At 72.1% G+C, this 14,621-nt stretch carries 15 protein-coding genes and 2 tRNA genes; 11 read left to right on the forward strand and 6 right to left on the reverse strand.

Translation table 11 applies throughout. The annotated features are described in order from the left end of the window. Positions 1-49 precede the first annotated feature (49 nt). The gene (locus tag ACFVHI_RS14775; RefSeq protein WP_380339099.1) at positions 50-1,045 is read left to right on the forward strand and encodes an SRPBCC family protein; all 996 of its coding nucleotides are present in this window, start codon (positions 50-52) and stop codon (positions 1,043-1,045) included. A 30-nt stretch (positions 1,046-1,075) separates the two neighbouring features. Further along, the gene (pyrE, locus tag ACFVHI_RS14780; RefSeq protein ID WP_063348526.1) at positions 1,076-1,612 is read left to right on the forward strand and encodes an orotate phosphoribosyltransferase; all 537 of its coding nucleotides are present in this window, start codon (positions 1,076-1,078) and stop codon (positions 1,610-1,612) included. A 101-nt stretch (positions 1,613-1,713) separates the two neighbouring features. On the opposite strand, the gene ACFVHI_RS14785 is transcribed toward pyrE, so the two are convergent. Continuing rightward, positions 1,714-2,433 carry a DedA family protein gene (locus ACFVHI_RS14785; protein WP_079135742.1) on the reverse strand — a complete coding sequence of 240 codons (720 nt, stop codon included), beginning with the start codon at positions 2,431-2,433 and terminating at the stop codon, positions 1,714-1,716. 342 nt (positions 2,434-2,775) lie between these two features. On the opposite strand from ACFVHI_RS14785, the gene fbaA reads away from it, so the two are divergent. Continuing rightward, the gene (gene fbaA / locus ACFVHI_RS14790) at positions 2,776-3,798 is read left to right on the forward strand and encodes a class II fructose-bisphosphate aldolase (RefSeq protein WP_063348525.1); all 1,023 of its coding nucleotides are present in this window, start codon (positions 2,776-2,778) and stop codon (positions 3,796-3,798) included. Between the two features lie 114 nt (positions 3,799-3,912). Here fbaA and ACFVHI_RS14795 read toward each other — a convergent pair whose 3' ends face one another. Beyond that, the gene (locus ACFVHI_RS14795; RefSeq protein ID WP_063348524.1) at positions 3,913-4,332 is read right to left on the reverse strand and encodes a DUF3151 domain-containing protein; all 420 of its coding nucleotides are present in this window, start codon (positions 4,330-4,332) and stop codon (positions 3,913-3,915) included. A gap of 122 nt (positions 4,333-4,454) precedes the next feature. On the opposite strand from ACFVHI_RS14795, the gene ACFVHI_RS14800 reads away from it, so the two are divergent. Continuing rightward, the gene (locus ACFVHI_RS14800; RefSeq protein ID WP_063348523.1) at positions 4,455-5,333 is read left to right on the forward strand and encodes a DUF3152 domain-containing protein; all 879 of its coding nucleotides are present in this window, start codon (positions 4,455-4,457) and stop codon (positions 5,331-5,333) included. Between the two features lie 19 nt (positions 5,334-5,352). On the opposite strand, the gene ACFVHI_RS14805 is transcribed toward ACFVHI_RS14800, so the two are convergent. The 4 genes from ACFVHI_RS14805 to purS all read right to left on the reverse strand — a co-directional run bounded on the left by ACFVHI_RS14805 (position 5,353) and on the right by purS (position 9,505). After that, entirely contained in the window at positions 5,353-6,180 is an 828-nt protein-coding gene (locus ACFVHI_RS14805; RefSeq protein WP_380339104.1) for a sterol carrier family protein, read from the reverse strand. A gap of 117 nt (positions 6,181-6,297) precedes the next feature. Continuing rightward, positions 6,298-8,553, reverse strand: coding sequence for a phosphoribosylformylglycinamidine synthase subunit PurL (purL, locus tag ACFVHI_RS14810; protein ID WP_380339107.1), 2,256 nt, complete (start codon positions 8,551-8,553; stop codon positions 6,298-6,300). Then, complete coding sequence (purQ, locus tag ACFVHI_RS14815) at positions 8,553-9,254, reverse strand: phosphoribosylformylglycinamidine synthase subunit PurQ (protein WP_350876623.1); 702 nt, start codon at positions 9,252-9,254, stop codon at positions 8,553-8,555. The genes purL and purQ overlap by 1 nt, the downstream gene beginning before the upstream one ends. Next, positions 9,251-9,505, reverse strand: coding sequence for a phosphoribosylformylglycinamidine synthase subunit PurS (gene purS / locus ACFVHI_RS14820; RefSeq protein ID WP_045692676.1), 255 nt, complete (start codon positions 9,503-9,505; stop codon positions 9,251-9,253). Before purS ends, purQ begins: the two co-directional genes overlap by 4 nt. Before the next feature lie 467 nt (positions 9,506-9,972). On the opposite strand from purS, the gene ACFVHI_RS14825 reads away from it, so the two are divergent. From ACFVHI_RS14825 to ACFVHI_RS14855, 7 genes are all read left to right on the forward strand, one after another. After that, complete coding sequence (locus ACFVHI_RS14825; RefSeq protein WP_063348519.1) at positions 9,973-10,290, forward strand: Lsr2 family protein; 318 nt, start codon at positions 9,973-9,975, stop codon at positions 10,288-10,290. 137 nt (positions 10,291-10,427) lie between these two features. Beyond that, positions 10,428-10,500: transfer RNA gene (locus ACFVHI_RS14830), tRNA-Gly, on the forward strand. Positions 10,501-10,539: 39 nt separating this feature from the next. Further along, positions 10,540-10,615 (forward strand) — tRNA-Gly (locus tag ACFVHI_RS14835). A 158-nt stretch (positions 10,616-10,773) separates the two neighbouring features. Further along, complete coding sequence (locus ACFVHI_RS14840) at positions 10,774-11,787, forward strand: ABC transporter ATP-binding protein (RefSeq protein ID WP_380339112.1); 1,014 nt, start codon at positions 10,774-10,776, stop codon at positions 11,785-11,787. Continuing rightward, positions 11,784-12,617 carry an ABC transporter permease gene (locus tag ACFVHI_RS14845; protein WP_380339115.1) on the forward strand — a complete coding sequence of 278 codons (834 nt, stop codon included), beginning with the start codon at positions 11,784-11,786 and terminating at the stop codon, positions 12,615-12,617. Before ACFVHI_RS14840 ends, ACFVHI_RS14845 begins: the two co-directional genes overlap by 4 nt. A gap of 103 nt (positions 12,618-12,720) precedes the next feature. Continuing rightward, positions 12,721-13,953: a sensor histidine kinase gene (locus ACFVHI_RS14850; protein WP_380339118.1), complete on the forward strand. Its 1,233-nt coding sequence runs from the start codon at positions 12,721-12,723 to the stop codon at positions 13,951-13,953. A 28-nt stretch (positions 13,954-13,981) separates the two neighbouring features. Continuing rightward, positions 13,982-14,602, forward strand: a complete 621-nt coding sequence (locus tag ACFVHI_RS14855) for a response regulator transcription factor (protein ID WP_350876631.1) — start codon at positions 13,982-13,984, stop codon at positions 14,600-14,602. The last annotated feature ends 19 nt before the right edge of the window (positions 14,603-14,621 follow it).

The following is a 14,621-nucleotide window of genomic DNA, read 5'->3' on the forward strand; positions in this document are numbered from 1 at the left end:
GTGGCGGTGGGTAGGGACCGGGCGGGGTCGGGTCGGTAGGCTCCCTGACATGGAGCATGAGGTTGTCGTCCCGATGCCCGCCGAGTTGGTGCGGCAGGCCTTGCAGGATCCGGCTCTGCTGGCCCGTAGCGTGCCGGGGCTGAGCACCGAACCGGCCGCGGTCGGCGCAGGGCCGGCGGAGGAGATCGGCGGCCGGCTGAAGCTGCGCATCGGCGGCTCCACCATCACGTACAAGGGCGTGCTGTCCCTGATCGAGGGACGCGAGGGCGTGCTGACCGTGTTCGCCGAGGGCCAGGAGGCCCGCGGCAGCGGCGAGGCGACCGCCACCGTCCGGGTCAGCGTCGCGGACGGCGCCGAGGACGGCACCGCGGTGGTCCGCTTCACCGGCGACCTGAGCGCCACCGGCCGGCTCACCGAGTTCGACGAGGAGACCCTCGACGCCGCCGGGCGCCGCCTGCTGGACCGGTTCGCCACCGCGCTCGCCTCCCCGGACGCCGAGCCCGAGCCGGAGAGCGAGAACGACGGCGAGGGCGACCCGGAGACCGGCAGCGAAGCCGGCAGCGAAGCCGAGGCCGGGACCGACGCCAGCGTGGTGTTCATCGAGGAGCACCAGGACCAGCCCGGCGACGACCTCGACGACGACCTGTCCGACCTGATCGCCTTCTCCGACGCCGACGCCGAGCGCTTCGGCCTGCCCACCGGCGGCGGCGACGAGGACGGGCCCGAGGAGGGCGTCGCCGAGGAGCTCCCCGCCGAGCCGCTCTTCGAGTACGAGGAGGAGCCGGCGGGCGGCGGCCCGGTGCGCCGCAGCATCGTCGGCCGCTCGGCCGAGGAGGTGGACCACGCGCCGCCGCGCGGGCGGTACGCCCCGGCGCTGCCGGCCCGCAGTGCCCGGGCCCGGGCGGCGTCCCGGTGGGGCGGCGAGGCCGGCGGGATCGTGGTGCCGGGTTCGGGCGGCCGCAGCGCGGTGCCGTGGGTGATCGGCGGCGGAGTCGCGCTGCTGGGTGGCGCCGTGGTGCTGGTCAGGGCCTTGCGTCGGCGCTGACCGGCGGGAGAGGGCCTAGACTGGACGCTCATGAGCAACGACCGCGACGCCCTGCTGGCACAGATCAAGGACAAGGCCGTCGTACACGGCAAGGTCACCCTTTCCTCCGGCAAGGAGGCCGACTACTACGTCGACCTGCGCCGGATCACGCTGGACGGCCAGGCCGCCCCGCTGGTCGGTCGGGTGATGCTGGACGCGACCTCGCACCTGGAGTACGACGCCGTCGGCGGTCTGACCCTGGGCGCCGACCCGGTGGCCGCCGCGATGCTGCACGCCGCCGCCGCGCGCGGGCGTGAGCTGGACGCCTTCGTGGTCCGCAAGGCGGGCAAGGCGCACGGCCTGCAGCGCCGGATCGAGGGCCCGGAGGTCAAGGGCCGCCGGGTGCTGGCGGTCGAGGACACCTCCACCACCGGTGGCTCGGTGCTGACCGCCGTCGAGGCGCTGCGCGAGGCGGGTGCCGAGGTGGTCGGCGTCGCGGTGATCGTGGAGCGCGGCGGCGCGGCCGCGGTCGAGGCGCAGGGCCTGCCGTACGTGACCGCCTACGACCTGGACGACCTGGGCCTCTGAGCCCGGCCGGACCTGACAGTACGAAGGGGCCGGGTCCTGTTTCACGTGAAACGTGAGACGGGACCCGGCCCCTTCGCGTGCACTGCGCGAAGCCCCGGTGCTCAGCCGCGCCGGTGGCGGCCGCCGCTCTGCACGGCGTCGGCCTCGGTGCTCTCCACGGCGCCGCCGGCCTTCCGCTTCTTGCGCTCGCGCAGGACCTCGATCAGGATCGGCGAGATCGAGAGCAGGACGATCAGCAGCACCGCCGGGATCAGGTACTTGTCGATCACCGGGGCGAGCGCGTCGCCGAAGAAGTAGCCGATCAGCAGCATGGACTCGGTCCAGAGCACACCGCCGACGACGTTCCACAGGAAGAACGTCCGGGCGGGCATCTCCAGGGTGCCCGCGACCGGGTTGAGGAAGGTCCGGACGATCGGCATGAAGCGGGCCAGCACCACGGCCTTGCCGGGCCCGAACTTGTTGAAGTACTCCTCCGCCTTCATCACGTACTCGCGGCGGAAGATCTTCGACTCGGGCTTGTCGAACATCTTCGGCCCGACCTTGACCCCGATCAGGTGCCCGAGCTGGGCCCCCGCGACCGCGGCCACCGGGGCGCCGACGAGCAGGACGGCGATCGGCAGCTTGGCGCCGTCGCCGAGCACCGACGAGGCGGCGTTCGACGCCGCGACGCCGGCGATGATCAGCAGTGAGTCACCCGGGAAGAAGAAGCCGACCAGCAGGCCGGTCTCCGCGAAGATGATCGCGATCAGCCCGATGGCGCCGACGGACGAGATCAGTGATTTGGCGTCGAGAAGGTTGACGGCCAGCTGGTTGTAGTCCACGGCCGCAGGATAGCTGGCCGTTCTGTCCGGAGGCTTCGCCCGGCAGGTGTATCCGGTGTCCGCCGAACGTCGTAGGAGCGGGCCGTCCGCGTCGTCGCCGGCGACGGTCCGACTGGCGGGCTCCTGCTGACCTGCGGGCACGAGTCTGGGAGGATGGCACGGGCGTCCGGTCCGCAGCGGCACACCACCCTCATTGCCGTACCGCGGAGGTCGCTCGAACCTTGGTGCCGGAGAGCCACACCGCAGCGCCGCGCGTCGGCGGCCGGCACGGAGTCGTACCGAAGGCGTACACAGCGTCGGACAGCACCGTCCGTACGCCGCAACCCGACAGGAGCGGATCGCATGCCCATCGCAACTCCCGAGGTCTACAACGAGATGCTGGACCGGGCCAAGGCGGGCAAGTTCGCCTACCCGGCCATCAACGTCACCTCGTCGCAGACCCTGCACGCCGCACTGCGTGGTTTCGCCGAGGCCGAGAGCGACGGCATCATCCAGATCTCGACCGGTGGCGCGGAGTTCCTGGGCGGCCAGCACAACAAGGACATGGTGACCGGCGCCGTGGCGCTGGCCGAGTTCGCGCACATCGTCGCCGCCAAGTACGACATCACCGTCGCGCTGCACACCGACCACTGCCCGAAGGACAAGCTGGACGGCTACGTCCGCCCGCTGCTGGCGGTCTCCGCCGAGCGCGTGGCCAAGGGCCAGAACCCGCTGTTCCAGTCGCACATGTGGGACGGCTCGGCCGAGACCCTCGCCGACAACCTGGCGATCGCCCAGGAGCTGCTGGCCCAGGCCGCCGCCGCCAAGATCATCCTTGAGGTCGAGATCACCCCGACCGGCGGCGAGGAGGACGGCGTCACGCACGAGATCAACGACGAGCTGTACACCACCGTCAACGACGCCGTGCGCACCGCCGAGGCGCTGGGCCTGGGCGAGAAGGGCCGCTACCTGCTGGCCGCCTCGTTCGGCAACGTGCACGGCGTCTACAAGCCGGGCAACGTCGTGCTGAAGCCGGAGCTGCTGCGCGAGCTGCAGGACGCGATCGGCAAGCAGTACGGCAAGACCGACCCGTTCGACTTCGTCTTCCACGGCGGTTCGGGCTCGACCGCGGCGGAGATCGCCACCGCGCTGGAGAACGGCGTCGTGAAGATGAACCTGGACACCGACACCCAGTACGCCTTCACCCGCCCGGTCGTGGACCACATGTTCCGCAACTACGACGGCGTGCTGAAGGTCGACGGCGAGGTCGGCAAGAAGAACACCTACGACCCGCGCACCTGGGGCAAGCTCGCCGAGGCGGGCATGGCCGCCCGCGTGCTGGAGGCCGCGCAGCAGCTGCGCTCGGCCGGCAACCGCCTGAAGTGAGCCCGGTGGCCGGGCTGAGCCCGGCCACCGTGTGAACGCGGATGCGCCCCCCGGTGGACTTCACCGGGGGGCGCACCTGTGTTGTGGGTCTGCTGCCTCAGCAGCCGTGCGGGTCTACTGCTTCAGCTCCGCGTACGCCTCCGCGCTGCTGTCCTTCAGGAACTGCCAGCAGCGGGCCTCCTCCTCGGTGTCCTTGATCGCGCCGGCCGCCCGTGCGAGCCCGGCCAGGCAGCGCAGGAAGCCGCGGTTGCCGCGGTGCTCCCACGGCACGGGGCCGTGGCCCTTCCAGCCGTTGCGGCGCAGTGCGTCCAGGCCGCGGTGGTAGCCGGTGCGGGCGTAGGCGTAGGACTCGACGTAGCGGCCGGCCGCGTAGGCGTCGTCGGCGAGCATCGCCCAGGCGAGGCAGAAGGTCGGGAAGTCGGCGGCCACCTGGGTGGGTGAGGCCGATTCCTCCGCCAGCATGCGGTAGGGCTGCTCGTCCTCCGGGAGAAGGGTCGGGTCGGGGCCGTCGAGAAGATTCCGGTGAATCGCCATGCAGGCAGTCTGCCACCCGAGACGCCAGGGTCAACCGCCGTCCCGGGATCGGCGGCGGCCGCCGGGCGTCTGCATACCCGGTATGTGGACATTCACCCGTTCGCCATGTCAGGGTGTCGATCATGCCCGCAGCCAGATCCGCCGCCAGGAGCAGCAGTGCCCGCGGCCGCCGACGCCGCCGGCCGCCGCGCCGGCTCGGGCCCGGCATGCTCGCGGCGCTGGTCACGGCGGTGGCGGTGCTGGGCGGTACAGCGGCCGTGCTGACCCGCTCCTTGGACGCGCCCGACGGCGGGCCGACCGCCCAGGCGCGGATCGCCCCGCCGACCGAACAGGCCCCCTCACCCGCCGGCCCGACACCGACCCCGACGCCGACCGACACCCCGAGCGAGCCCCCCGCCCCGCCCTCGCCACCCGCCCCCACCACGCCCGACCCCGGCCCGGCCAAGGGCGCGGGCACCTTCAGCATCGCCGCCGCCACCGCCCAGCCGGTCGGACGCGGCACCGTGCGCCGCTACCGGGTGGAGGTCGAGGACGGCATAGGCATCGACGCCGCCTCCGCCGCCGCCCAGATCCACGGCTTCCTCGGCGACAAGCGCGGCTGGACCAACGACCGCAAGAACGGCTTCCAGCTGGTCGCCGGCGGCGGGTACGACTTCACCGTGAAGATCGCCTCGCCGGCCACCGTGGACCGGATCTGCGGCGCCTCCGGCCTGGACACCCACGGCGAGGTGAACTGCAACGTCGGCAACCAGGTGCTCGTCAACTCCAAGCGCTGGAACACTGGTTCACCGCAGTTCAGCGGCCCGCTCGACGAGTACCGGGCGCTGATCATCAACCACGAGGTCGGCCACCGGATAGGCCACGGGCACGAGACCTGCCCCGGCCCGGGCAAGCCGGCGCCCGCGATGATGCAGCAGATCTACGGGCTCAAGGGCTGCGAGCCGAACGCCTGGCCGTACTCGGAGAACGGCACCTACCTCAGCGGGCCGTCGGTGCCGTAGGACGCCCCCTGAAGCGCGGCTACCCGAGCACCGGCAGGTACTCCCGCAGGTCGCTGCGCTCGCCGGAGGCGGAGACCGCCGCCGCGTCCACCGCGGCCGCCCAGTCGGCCCGGCCGGTGGCCAGCCGGATCCAGGTCAGCGGGTCGGTCTCGACCACGTTCGGCGGGGTGCCCCGGGTGTGCCGGGGGCCCTCGACGGCCTGCACGACGGCGTACGGCGGGATCCGCAGCTCGACCGCGCCGCCCGGCGTGCGGTCGGCGAAGGCGTCGGCCAGCAGCCGGGTGACGGCGGCGACGGCCTGGCGGTCGTGCGGGAAGCCGTCGAGGCCGAGCGCGGCGGCCAGGTCGTCGGCGTGCACGACGGCCTCCACCAGCCTGGTCACCAGCATGTCGGCGAGTGTCATCGAGCCGAGCCGGATCTCGAACCGCCGTACCGGGTCGGCGGCTTCGGGCCGGTCCAGCAGGCCGGTCAGCGCGTCCGCCGCCCGGGTGAAGGCCTGCGCCACCGAGGCCGCGTCCCCGCCGAAGTCGCCGGCGGCCCTCGCCCGGGCCTGCTCGTCGAGCAGCGGCGCGACCGTGCCGACCGCGGCCACCCACCCCGGCAGGTCCAACGGCGCCCGCCCCTCCAGCGGATCGTCGAGGTGCTCGGGGACGAAGTCGAGCTGGACGGCGAGGTGCGCGATCAGCTCGCGGACCGTCCACTCCCCCAGCCTGGTCGGCCGGGCCAACCACTGCTCGGCGTCCGGGCGTTCACAGAGCTGCCGGACGGCGTCGCGCAGCGCGCCGGTCTGCGCCGCGAGCGCGGTGCGCACCTTCTGCGGCTGGTAGGTACGGGGCTTGGGGGGCATGGCCCCCAACATACGCCGGGGTGCGGACAGCCCCGCATGCACCGGGGTGCGGACGGCCCCGCACACGCCGAAGGGCGGACGGCCCCATCGGACCGTCCGCCCCTCGAACCACGCGGGTCAGGCGAGCAGAGCCTCGATGACGCCGGTGTGGGCGTCCTTCAGCTCGGCCAGCGAGACGGTGAACTGGCCCTGGACGTCCAGGGATTCGCCGTCCACGACACCGATGCGGGTGGCCGGCAGGCCGCGCGCGGTGCACATGTCGTTGAACCGGAGCTCCTCGCTGCGCGGCACCGCCACGACGGCGCGGCCGGCCGACTCGGAGAACAGGAACACGAACGGGTCCGCGCCCTCGGGCACGATGATCCGCGCGCCGTGGCCGCCCTTGAGGCAGCTCTCCACGAGCGCCTGGCCGAGGCCGCCGTCGGAGAGGTCGTGCGCGGCGTCGATCATGCCGTCGCGCGAGGCGGCGATCAGGATGTCGCCGAGCAGCCGCTCGCGCTCCAGGTCGACCTTGGGCGGCAGACCGCCCAGGTGGTCGTGGACCACCTGCGACCAGGCCGAGCCGCCGAGCTCGTCCGCGGTGTCGCCGAGCAGGTAGAGCAGCTGCCCCTCCTCGGCGAAGGCGGCCGGGGTGCGCCGGGTGACGTCGTCGATGACGCCGAGCACCGCGACCACCGGGGTCGGGTGGATGGCGACCTCGCCGGTCTGGTTGTACAGCGAGACGTTGCCGCCGGTGACCGGGGTGCCGAGCACCAGGCAGGCGTCGGCCAGGCCGCGGGTGGCCTCGGCGAACTGCCACATCACGTCCGGGTCCTCGGGGGAGCCGAAGTTGAGGCAGTCGGAGATCGCGAGCGGCTTGGCGCCGCCGGCCGCGACGTTGCGGTAGGCCTCGGCGAGGGCCAGCTGGGCGCCGGTGTACGGGTCCAGCTTGGTGTGGCGGCCGTTGCCGTCGGTGGCGACCGAGACGCCGAGGTTGGTCTCCTCGTCGATCCGGATCATGCCCGAGTCCTCGCCGACCGAGAGCACGGTGTTGCCGAGCACGTAGCGGTCGTACTGGTCGGTGATCCAGGACTTGGAGGCCTGGTTCGGGGAGCCGGCGACCTTCAGCAGGTCGGCCTTGAGGCCCTCGCCGGTGGTCGGGCGGGCCAGCCGCTCGCCGGTGGGGGCGTCGGCCTGCAGCGCGTCCTGCCAGCTCGGGCGGGCGTACGGGCGCTGGTAGGTCGGGCCCTCGTGGGCGACGGTGCGCGGCGGCACGTCGACGACGAGTTCGCCGTGCCAGAAGATCTCCAGGCGCTCGCCGTCGGTCACCTCACCGATGACGGTGGCGATGACGTCCCACTTCTCGCAGATCTCCAGGAAGCGGTCGACCTTGCTGGGCTCGACGATGGCGCACATGCGCTCCTGCGACTCGCTCATGAGGATCTCCTCGGGCGAGAGCGTGTTGTCGCGCAGCGGCACGGTGTCCAGCTCGACCCGCATGCCGCCGGAGCCGGCGCTCGCCAGCTCCGAGGTCGCACAGGACAGGCCGGCGCCGCCCAGGTCCTGGATGCCCTTGACGAGCTTCTCCCGGAAGATCTCCAGGGTGCACTCGATCAGGAGCTTCTCCTGGAACGGGTCGCCGACCTGGACGGCCGGGCGCTTGGTCGGCTTGCTGTCGTCGAAGGTCTCGGAGGCGAGCACGGAGACGCCGCCGATGCCGTCGCCGCCGGTGCGGGCTCCGTACAGGATGACCTTGTTGCCGGCGCCGGAGGCCTGCGCGAGGTGGATGTCCTCGTGCTTCATGACGCCCACGCACAGCGCGTTGACCAGCGGGTTGCCCTGGTAGCAGGAGTCGAAGACGACCTCGCCGCCGATGTTCGGCAGGCCCAGGCAGTTGCCGTAGCCGCCGATGCCCGCGACGATCCCGGGCAGCACGCGCCGGGTGTCCGGGTGGTCGGCCGCACCGAACCGCAGCGGGTCCATCACGGCGACCGGGCGGGCGCCCATCGCCAGGATGTCGCGCACGATGCCGCCGATGCCGGTGGCCGCGCCCTGGTAGGGCTCGATGTACGACGGGTGGTTGTGCGACTCGACCTTGAAGGTCACGGCGTAGCCCTGGCCGACGTCGACCACACCGGCGTTCTCGCCGATGCCGACGAGCATCGCGTCCGAGTCGGGCTTCTTGTCGCCGAACTGCTTCAGGTGGACCTTGCTGCTCTTGTACGAACAGTGCTCCGACCACATGACCGAGTACATCGCGAGTTCGGCGCCGGTCGGGCGGCGGCCGAGAATCTCGCGGATGCGCGTGTACTCGTCCTCCTTGAGGCCGAGTTCGGCCCAGGGCTGGGCGACGTCCGGGGTCTGCTCGGCGTTCTTGACGGTGTCGAGGCTCATCAGGCGTTCACCAGCTGCTTCAGGACGGAAGTGAAGAAGCCCAGGCCCTCGACGGTCGGACCGGTGAGCGGCTCCACGGCGTGCTCCGGGTGCGGCATCAGGCCGACGACATTGCCGGCGGCGTTGGTGATGCCGGCGATGTCGCGGTACGAACCGTTCGGGTTACCGTATCCGTCAGCGGCATCGCCGCGGGCCACGTAACGGGCCACCACCCGGCCCTCCGCCTCCAGTTGGTCCAGGACGCGCTCCTCGGCGACGAACCGGCCCTCGCCGTTCTTCAGCGGAACGACGATTTCCTGGCCCGCCGAGTAATCCCGGGTCCAGGCGGTACCGGTGTTCTCGATGCGCAGCTTCTGGTCGCGGCAGACGAAGTGCAGCGAGTCGTTGCGGGTGAGCGCGCCGGGCAGCAGGTGCGATTCGCAGAGCACCTGGAAGCCGTTGCAGATACCGAGGACCGGCATTCCCAGCTTCGCCTGCTCGATGACGGTGTCCATCACGGGCGAGAAGCGGGAGATCGCGCCGCAGCGCAGATAGTCGCCGTAACTGAATCCGCCCGGCAGGACGACGGCGTCGACCTGGTGGAGATCCTTGTCACGGTGCCAGAGCGCGACCGGCTCGGCGCCGGCCAGGCGGACCGCGCGCTGGGCGTCACGGTCGTCGAGGGAGCCGGGGAAAGTGACGACGCCAACGCGGGTGGTCACTTCGCCGCCTCCTCGACGCGGACGGTGAAGTCCTCGATCACGGTGTTGGCGAGAAAGGTCTCGGCGGCTTCGCGGATACGGGCGAGCGCGGCGTCGTCGACCGGGCCCTCCACTTCCAGCTCGAAACGCTTGCCCTGGCGGACGTCGGCGATCCCGGTGAATCCGAGACGGGGCAGTGCACGCTGCACCGCCTGGCCCTGGGGGTCGAGGATCTCCGGCTTGAGCATGACGTCGACTACGACGCGTGCCACTGGCACTCCCGGTGGTGTCTTCGGTGAGGCGGGGGAACTCCAGACTACCGGGGGTTTCGGGCGGGATTGCTGGCCGGGGCAGGCGACGCGCGTAGACCCGAGACCCTTACGCGGCAAGGGATCCACGCCCGTGAACCCCCGGCCGGGCCGCGCGGTTTCCACGGATTCGGCCCCCGGAACGAGAACACCCGAAGAACACCCGAATACGGCACTCCGGGACAGATCGACCCGTCCCGCACTCCGGTATCCGGCACTCCGGCGAAGACACGTGAATATCCGGAAAAGAATGCCGGACTCTTCGATTTCGACCCCCTTCGGGTGCAGAATAGGGCCACCTGTCGCGGCAAGTGCTGCGTATCCGGCGGGCCACCAGGCCTGCCCGTATGCGCTTGCGCGAGTGGTGCACATCAGGCCCCCGGACGCACCCCGCGGACCGGCGGCCGAATTGCCCGAGAGGATTGACACCCATGGCTCAGCGTGTAGTTGTCACGCTCTCCGACGACCTGGACGGCGGCGCCGCGGCGGAAACCGTCCACTTCGGCGTCGACGGGAAGTCGTACGAGATCGACCTGTCCGTGGACAACGCGGAAAAGCTGCGGGAGGCCCTCGCTCCGTTCGTCGCGGCCGGCCGCCGCCAGAGCCGCACCGGAAAGTCCTTCCGCCGCACCGCGCTCACCCCGGACCCGGCCGCGGTGCGCGCCTGGGCCCTGTCGCGCGGCATGGAGCTGCCGGCCCGCGGACGCATCCCCAAGCACGTGTACGAGCAGTTCGCCGAGGCGAACTGACCGCCCCGGGCACCCCGGTCGCCCCGCCCGCCTGGACCGAAAGGGTGGGGCGACCACCCCGAACGATGCTGTAGAGTAATCCTCGTCGCCGCAACGGAGAGATCCGAAGAGGCGGCGGGTGCCCCACCAGGCACCGTGCGGACGTGGCTCAGTTGGTAGAGCATCACCTTGCCAAGGTGAGGGTCGCGAGTTCGAATCTCGTCGTCCGCTCGCAGTGTGCGAGCACAGCACAACTCCATAGTTAGACCTGCGGACGTGGCTCAGTTGGTAGAGCATCACCTTGCCAAGGTGAGGGTCGCGAGTTCGAATCTCGTCGTCCGCTCCAGAACGAAAGGCCCCCTCGATCGAGGGGGCCTTTCGGCATTCCCGCGCCACCTTGATCCCGGGCCCATGACATTTGTCATCGCCGACCCGTGGATCTCCACCGCCGGTTCATGACGGCGCGCACTGCCCGCCCGACCGGGGAGGCGGAAGGCTTGAGCCATGGAAACGAGCCAGCCCCTGCGCCCCGGCGACAGCGTGATCGAGGTCACCGACCTGCACCGCCACTACGGCACCGGCACCACCGGCTACCACGCCGTCCGAGGCATCGACCTGACCGTCGGCCGCGGTGAGCTGTTCGCCCTGCTCGGCACCAACGGGGCGGGCAAGACCTCCGCCATGGAGCTCATCGAGGGCCTGGCCGCCCCGTCCGGCGGCACCGTCCGGGTGCTCGGCCACGACCCCCACCGGGAGCGCGCCGCCGTCCGCCCGCGGATCGGCATCATGCTCCAGGAGGGCGGCTTCCCCGGCGACCTCACCATCGCCGAGACCGGCCGCAGCTGGGCCGGCATGACCAGCGGCGCCCGCCCGGTCGACGAGGCCCTGGAGCTGGTCGGCCTCGGCCACCGCCGTGACGTCCGCGTCAAGCAGCTGTCCGGCGGCGAGCGGCGCCGGCTCGACCTCGCGATGGCCCTGCTCGGCCGCCCCGAGGTGCTCTTCCTGGACGAGCCCAGCACCGGCCTCGACCCCGAGGCGCGCGCCGCCGTCTGGCGGCTGGTCCGCGAACTGCGCGCCCAGGGCACCACCGTGCTGCTCACCACGCACTACCTGGAGGAGGCCGAGGAGCTCGCCGACCGGCTGGCCATCATGCACGGCGGCCGGGTCGTCACCACCGGCACCGTCGCCGAGGTGATCGCCGGCCGGCCCTCCCGGATCAGCTTCGACCTCCCCGAGTTCACCGGGACCGCGCTGCCGGTCCTCGCCGGGGCCGAGATCGCCGTCGACGGCCGCAAGGTCACCGTGCAGACCGGCGGCCTCCAGCGCACCCTCTTCGAACTGCTCGGCTGGGCCCAGCAGCACGGGATCGCGCTCGGCTCCCTGGACGCCCGCAGCGCCTCGCTGGAGGAGGCCTTCCTCGCCATCGCCTCCGAGGCCGCCCACCAGGCCCCGCCCCAGTCGCCCGCCGCCCCCACCGCCCGCACCGCCCGCCGCCGCCTGATCGGATCCGCCCGATGACCACCGCCACCGCCGCCAAGACCGCCGCCGGCCCGCAGAGCACCACCGCCCGCCGACTGCTCTCCCTCGGCCGCGCCGAGGCCACCCTGCTGCTGCGCAACCGGGCCGCCCTGTTCACCGCGCTGCTGCTGCCGCTGCTGCTGATCGCCGGCCGGCGCAACATGCTCAAGCAGCAGGCCGAGTCCCACCCCGGACTGGACGTCGACACGCTGCTGATCACCGGCACCATCGGCGGCATCCTCGCCTTCGTCGTCTACTACAACCTGACCGCCGCGTACGTCGCCCGCCGCAACGAGCTGGTGCTCAAGCGGCTGCGCACCGGCGAGGCCCGGGACATCGAGATCCTGGCCGGCACGGCGGTGCCCTCGGTGAGCCTCGCCCTGATGATGTGCGCCGTGGTCGGCGTCGGCGCAGCCGCCCTCCTCAAGCTCAACACGCCGGTGAACCCGCTGCTGCTGGCCGTCGGGCTGGTCCTGAGCATCGCCGTCTTCATCGCACTGGCCGCCATCTCCAGCGCCTTCACCAAGACCGTCGAGACCGCCGGCATCACCACCCTCCCGGTGCTGCTGGTCTCCCAGTTCGGCTCCGGCCTGCTCATCCCGCTGGAGATCATGCCCCCCGGGCTGGCCGACTTCTGCCGCCTGCTGCCCACCACCCCGGCCTTCCAGCTGATCCGGATCGGCTGGACCGGCAGCGACGGCTCGGCCGCCGCCACCGGCTTCGCCGGCACCTGGTCCACCGCCGCCCCGCACCTGGTGACCGGCGCCGTCTGGCTCGGCCTGGCGGTCTGGGGCGCGGTGCGCTACTTCCGCTGGGAGTCGCGCCGCTGACGCCCCGGCGGGCGCCCTCTCTGGAAGTGCGAAGGTCAGACCCCCGTTCCGCCTCTGATATGAAGGTAGCGACACGATCTTGATCGATACGGGGAGCGATTCGATGGCCGTCCAGGGGCCGGTTCGCAGATGGAAGGGCTTCGGCAAGCCCCAACGCGCCGAGCTGTACTTCCGCTGGTCGCTCTACATGGTGGCCTGGTGCATCGTTCCGGTGAACCTGGTGCTCAGCGCCTCCTCCGTCGCGAACCTCGACCGGTCGGTCGGCGCCGTCCGGGTCACCCTGGTCGTCTCGCTCGCGTCCACCCTGCTCTGCCTCCGGGCGTTCCGCACCTCGCTCGACCACTACCTGCACCGCCCCACCGAGCACCTGCGCTGGCTGATCGTCAACAGCGCGCTCTCGGTCGCCGGTTCCTGGGCCGTCCTGCTGCTGGGCCCGTCCGCCGCCGAATCCGGGCAGCCCGGAGGAACGCCGTTCACCGCGGCGATCGCCATCGCCATGCTGTGCGCCGCCATCGGTCCGATCAGCGTGGGCCTGCCCCTGCGCCAGGTCTTCCCCGCCGGACTCGGCCTGATCCTGCTGACCGCCCCGGCGATGCTGCTGACCGGGGTGAGCCCCGCCACCACGGCCGGACTGGCGGTCGGGGCGGCGATCAGCCTGACCGCCCTCGTCGGCACCTGCCGCAGCTTCGCCTGGGTGACCGCGATCATCTGGGAACTGGAGACCGCCCGCGAGGCCCAGTCCCGGCTGGCCGTCGCCGAGGAGCGGCTGCGGTTCTCCCGCGACCTGCACGACGTGATGGGCCGCAACCTCACCACCATCGCGCTCAAGAGCGAACTCGCCGTCCAGTTCGCCCGCCGCGGGCGCCCGGAGGCCGCCGACCAGATGGCCGAGGTGCAGCGGATCGCCCAGGAGTCGCAGCGCGAGGTCCGGGACGTCATCCGCGGCTACCGCACCGCCGACCTGCACGCCGAGGCGATCGGCGCCCGCGCGGTGCTCCGCAGCGCCGACGTCGCCTGCGAGATCGACCTCGGCGAGAACGCCGACCAACTGCCGCCGCCGATCCAGTCGGTGCTCGGCTGGGTGATCCGCGAGGCCACCACCAACGTGCTGCGGCACAGCGAGGCCGCCCACTGCCTGATCCGGCTGGACCTCCAGGACGGCCGCGCCGTCCTGGAGCTGGAGAATGACGGGGTGCCCGCCGTCCCGCTCCCCTCGCTGGGCGGCGGCACCGGACTGCGCGGCCTGCGCGAACGGCTGGCCGCCCACGACGGCGAACTGACCATCCCCGAGACCGCCCAGGGCACCTTCCGGATGCTCGCCGCCGTACCGCTCTGACCCGCACCCACCGACGGAGGACCGCCCGATGACCGACCCCGCACCCGTGCGCGTCCTGCTCGCCGACGACGAGCACCTGATCCGGGGCGCGCTGGCCGCGCTGCTCTCCCTGGAGGAGGACATCACCGTGGTCGCCGAGGCCGGCTCCGGGCCGGAGGCGCTGGCGATGGCGCAGGCCCACCGCCCGGACGTCGCGGTGCTGGACCTCCAGATGCCCGGCAAGGACGGCATCGAGGTGGCCACCGAACTGCGCCGGCTGCTGCCGGACTGCCGCTGCATGATCGTCACCGGCCACGGCCGCCCCGGCTACCTCAAGCGGGCGCTGGAGGTCGGGGTGCGCGGCTTCCTGCCGAAGACCGTCTCGGCGGCCGACCTGGCCGGCATCATCCGGACCGTCCGGGCCGGCGGCCGGTACGTGGACCCGGAGCTGGCCGCGGACGCGATCAGCGCGGGCGAGACCCCGCTCACCCCGCGCGAGACGGACGTCCTGGAGCTGGCCGCCGACGGCACCTCGATCACCGAGATCGCCGAACGGGCGGCGCTGTCCCCCGGCACCGTCCGCAACTACCTGTCCTCGGCGGCCGGGAAGCTGGGCGCCGAGAACCGGCACGCGGCGGTGCGGATCGCCCGCGAGCACGGCTGGATCTAGGCCGATCCAGATCGGTCCA

Source organism: Kitasatospora sp. NPDC127121 (assembly GCF_042677305.1).
In the GTDB taxonomy this organism is placed as follows: Bacteria; Actinomycetota; Actinomycetes; order Streptomycetales; family Streptomycetaceae; genus Kitasatospora.

Excerpts from the sequence above, each read along its gene's own strand:
- ACFVHI_RS14775 (WP_380339099.1), top strand. The coding sequence starts at position 50 with ATGGAGCATGAGGTTGTCGTCCCGATGCCCGCCGAGTTGGTGCGGCAG.
- pyrE (WP_063348526.1), top strand. The coding sequence starts at position 1,076 with ATGAGCAACGACCGCGACGCCCTGCTGGCACAGATCAAGGACAAGGCC.
- fbaA (WP_063348525.1), top strand. The coding sequence starts at position 2,776 with ATGCCCATCGCAACTCCCGAGGTCTACAACGAGATGCTGGACCGGGCC.
- ACFVHI_RS14795 (WP_063348524.1), bottom strand. The coding sequence starts at position 4,332 with ATGGCGATTCACCGGAATCTTCTCGACGGCCCCGACCCGACCCTTCTC.
- ACFVHI_RS14800 (WP_063348523.1), top strand. The coding sequence starts at position 4,455 with ATGCCCGCAGCCAGATCCGCCGCCAGGAGCAGCAGTGCCCGCGGCCGC.
- ACFVHI_RS14805 (WP_380339104.1), bottom strand. The coding sequence starts at position 6,180 with ATGCCCCCCAAGCCCCGTACCTACCAGCCGCAGAAGGTGCGCACCGCG.
- purL (WP_380339107.1), bottom strand. The coding sequence starts at position 8,553 with ATGAGCCTCGACACCGTCAAGAACGCCGAGCAGACCCCGGACGTCGCC.
- ACFVHI_RS14825 (WP_063348519.1), top strand. The coding sequence starts at position 9,973 with ATGGCTCAGCGTGTAGTTGTCACGCTCTCCGACGACCTGGACGGCGGC.
- ACFVHI_RS14840 (WP_380339112.1), top strand. The coding sequence starts at position 10,774 with ATGGAAACGAGCCAGCCCCTGCGCCCCGGCGACAGCGTGATCGAGGTC.
- ACFVHI_RS14845 (WP_380339115.1), top strand. The coding sequence starts at position 11,784 with ATGACCACCGCCACCGCCGCCAAGACCGCCGCCGGCCCGCAGAGCACC.
- ACFVHI_RS14850 (WP_380339118.1), top strand. The coding sequence starts at position 12,721 with ATGGCCGTCCAGGGGCCGGTTCGCAGATGGAAGGGCTTCGGCAAGCCC.
- ACFVHI_RS14855 (WP_350876631.1), top strand. The coding sequence starts at position 13,982 with ATGACCGACCCCGCACCCGTGCGCGTCCTGCTCGCCGACGACGAGCAC.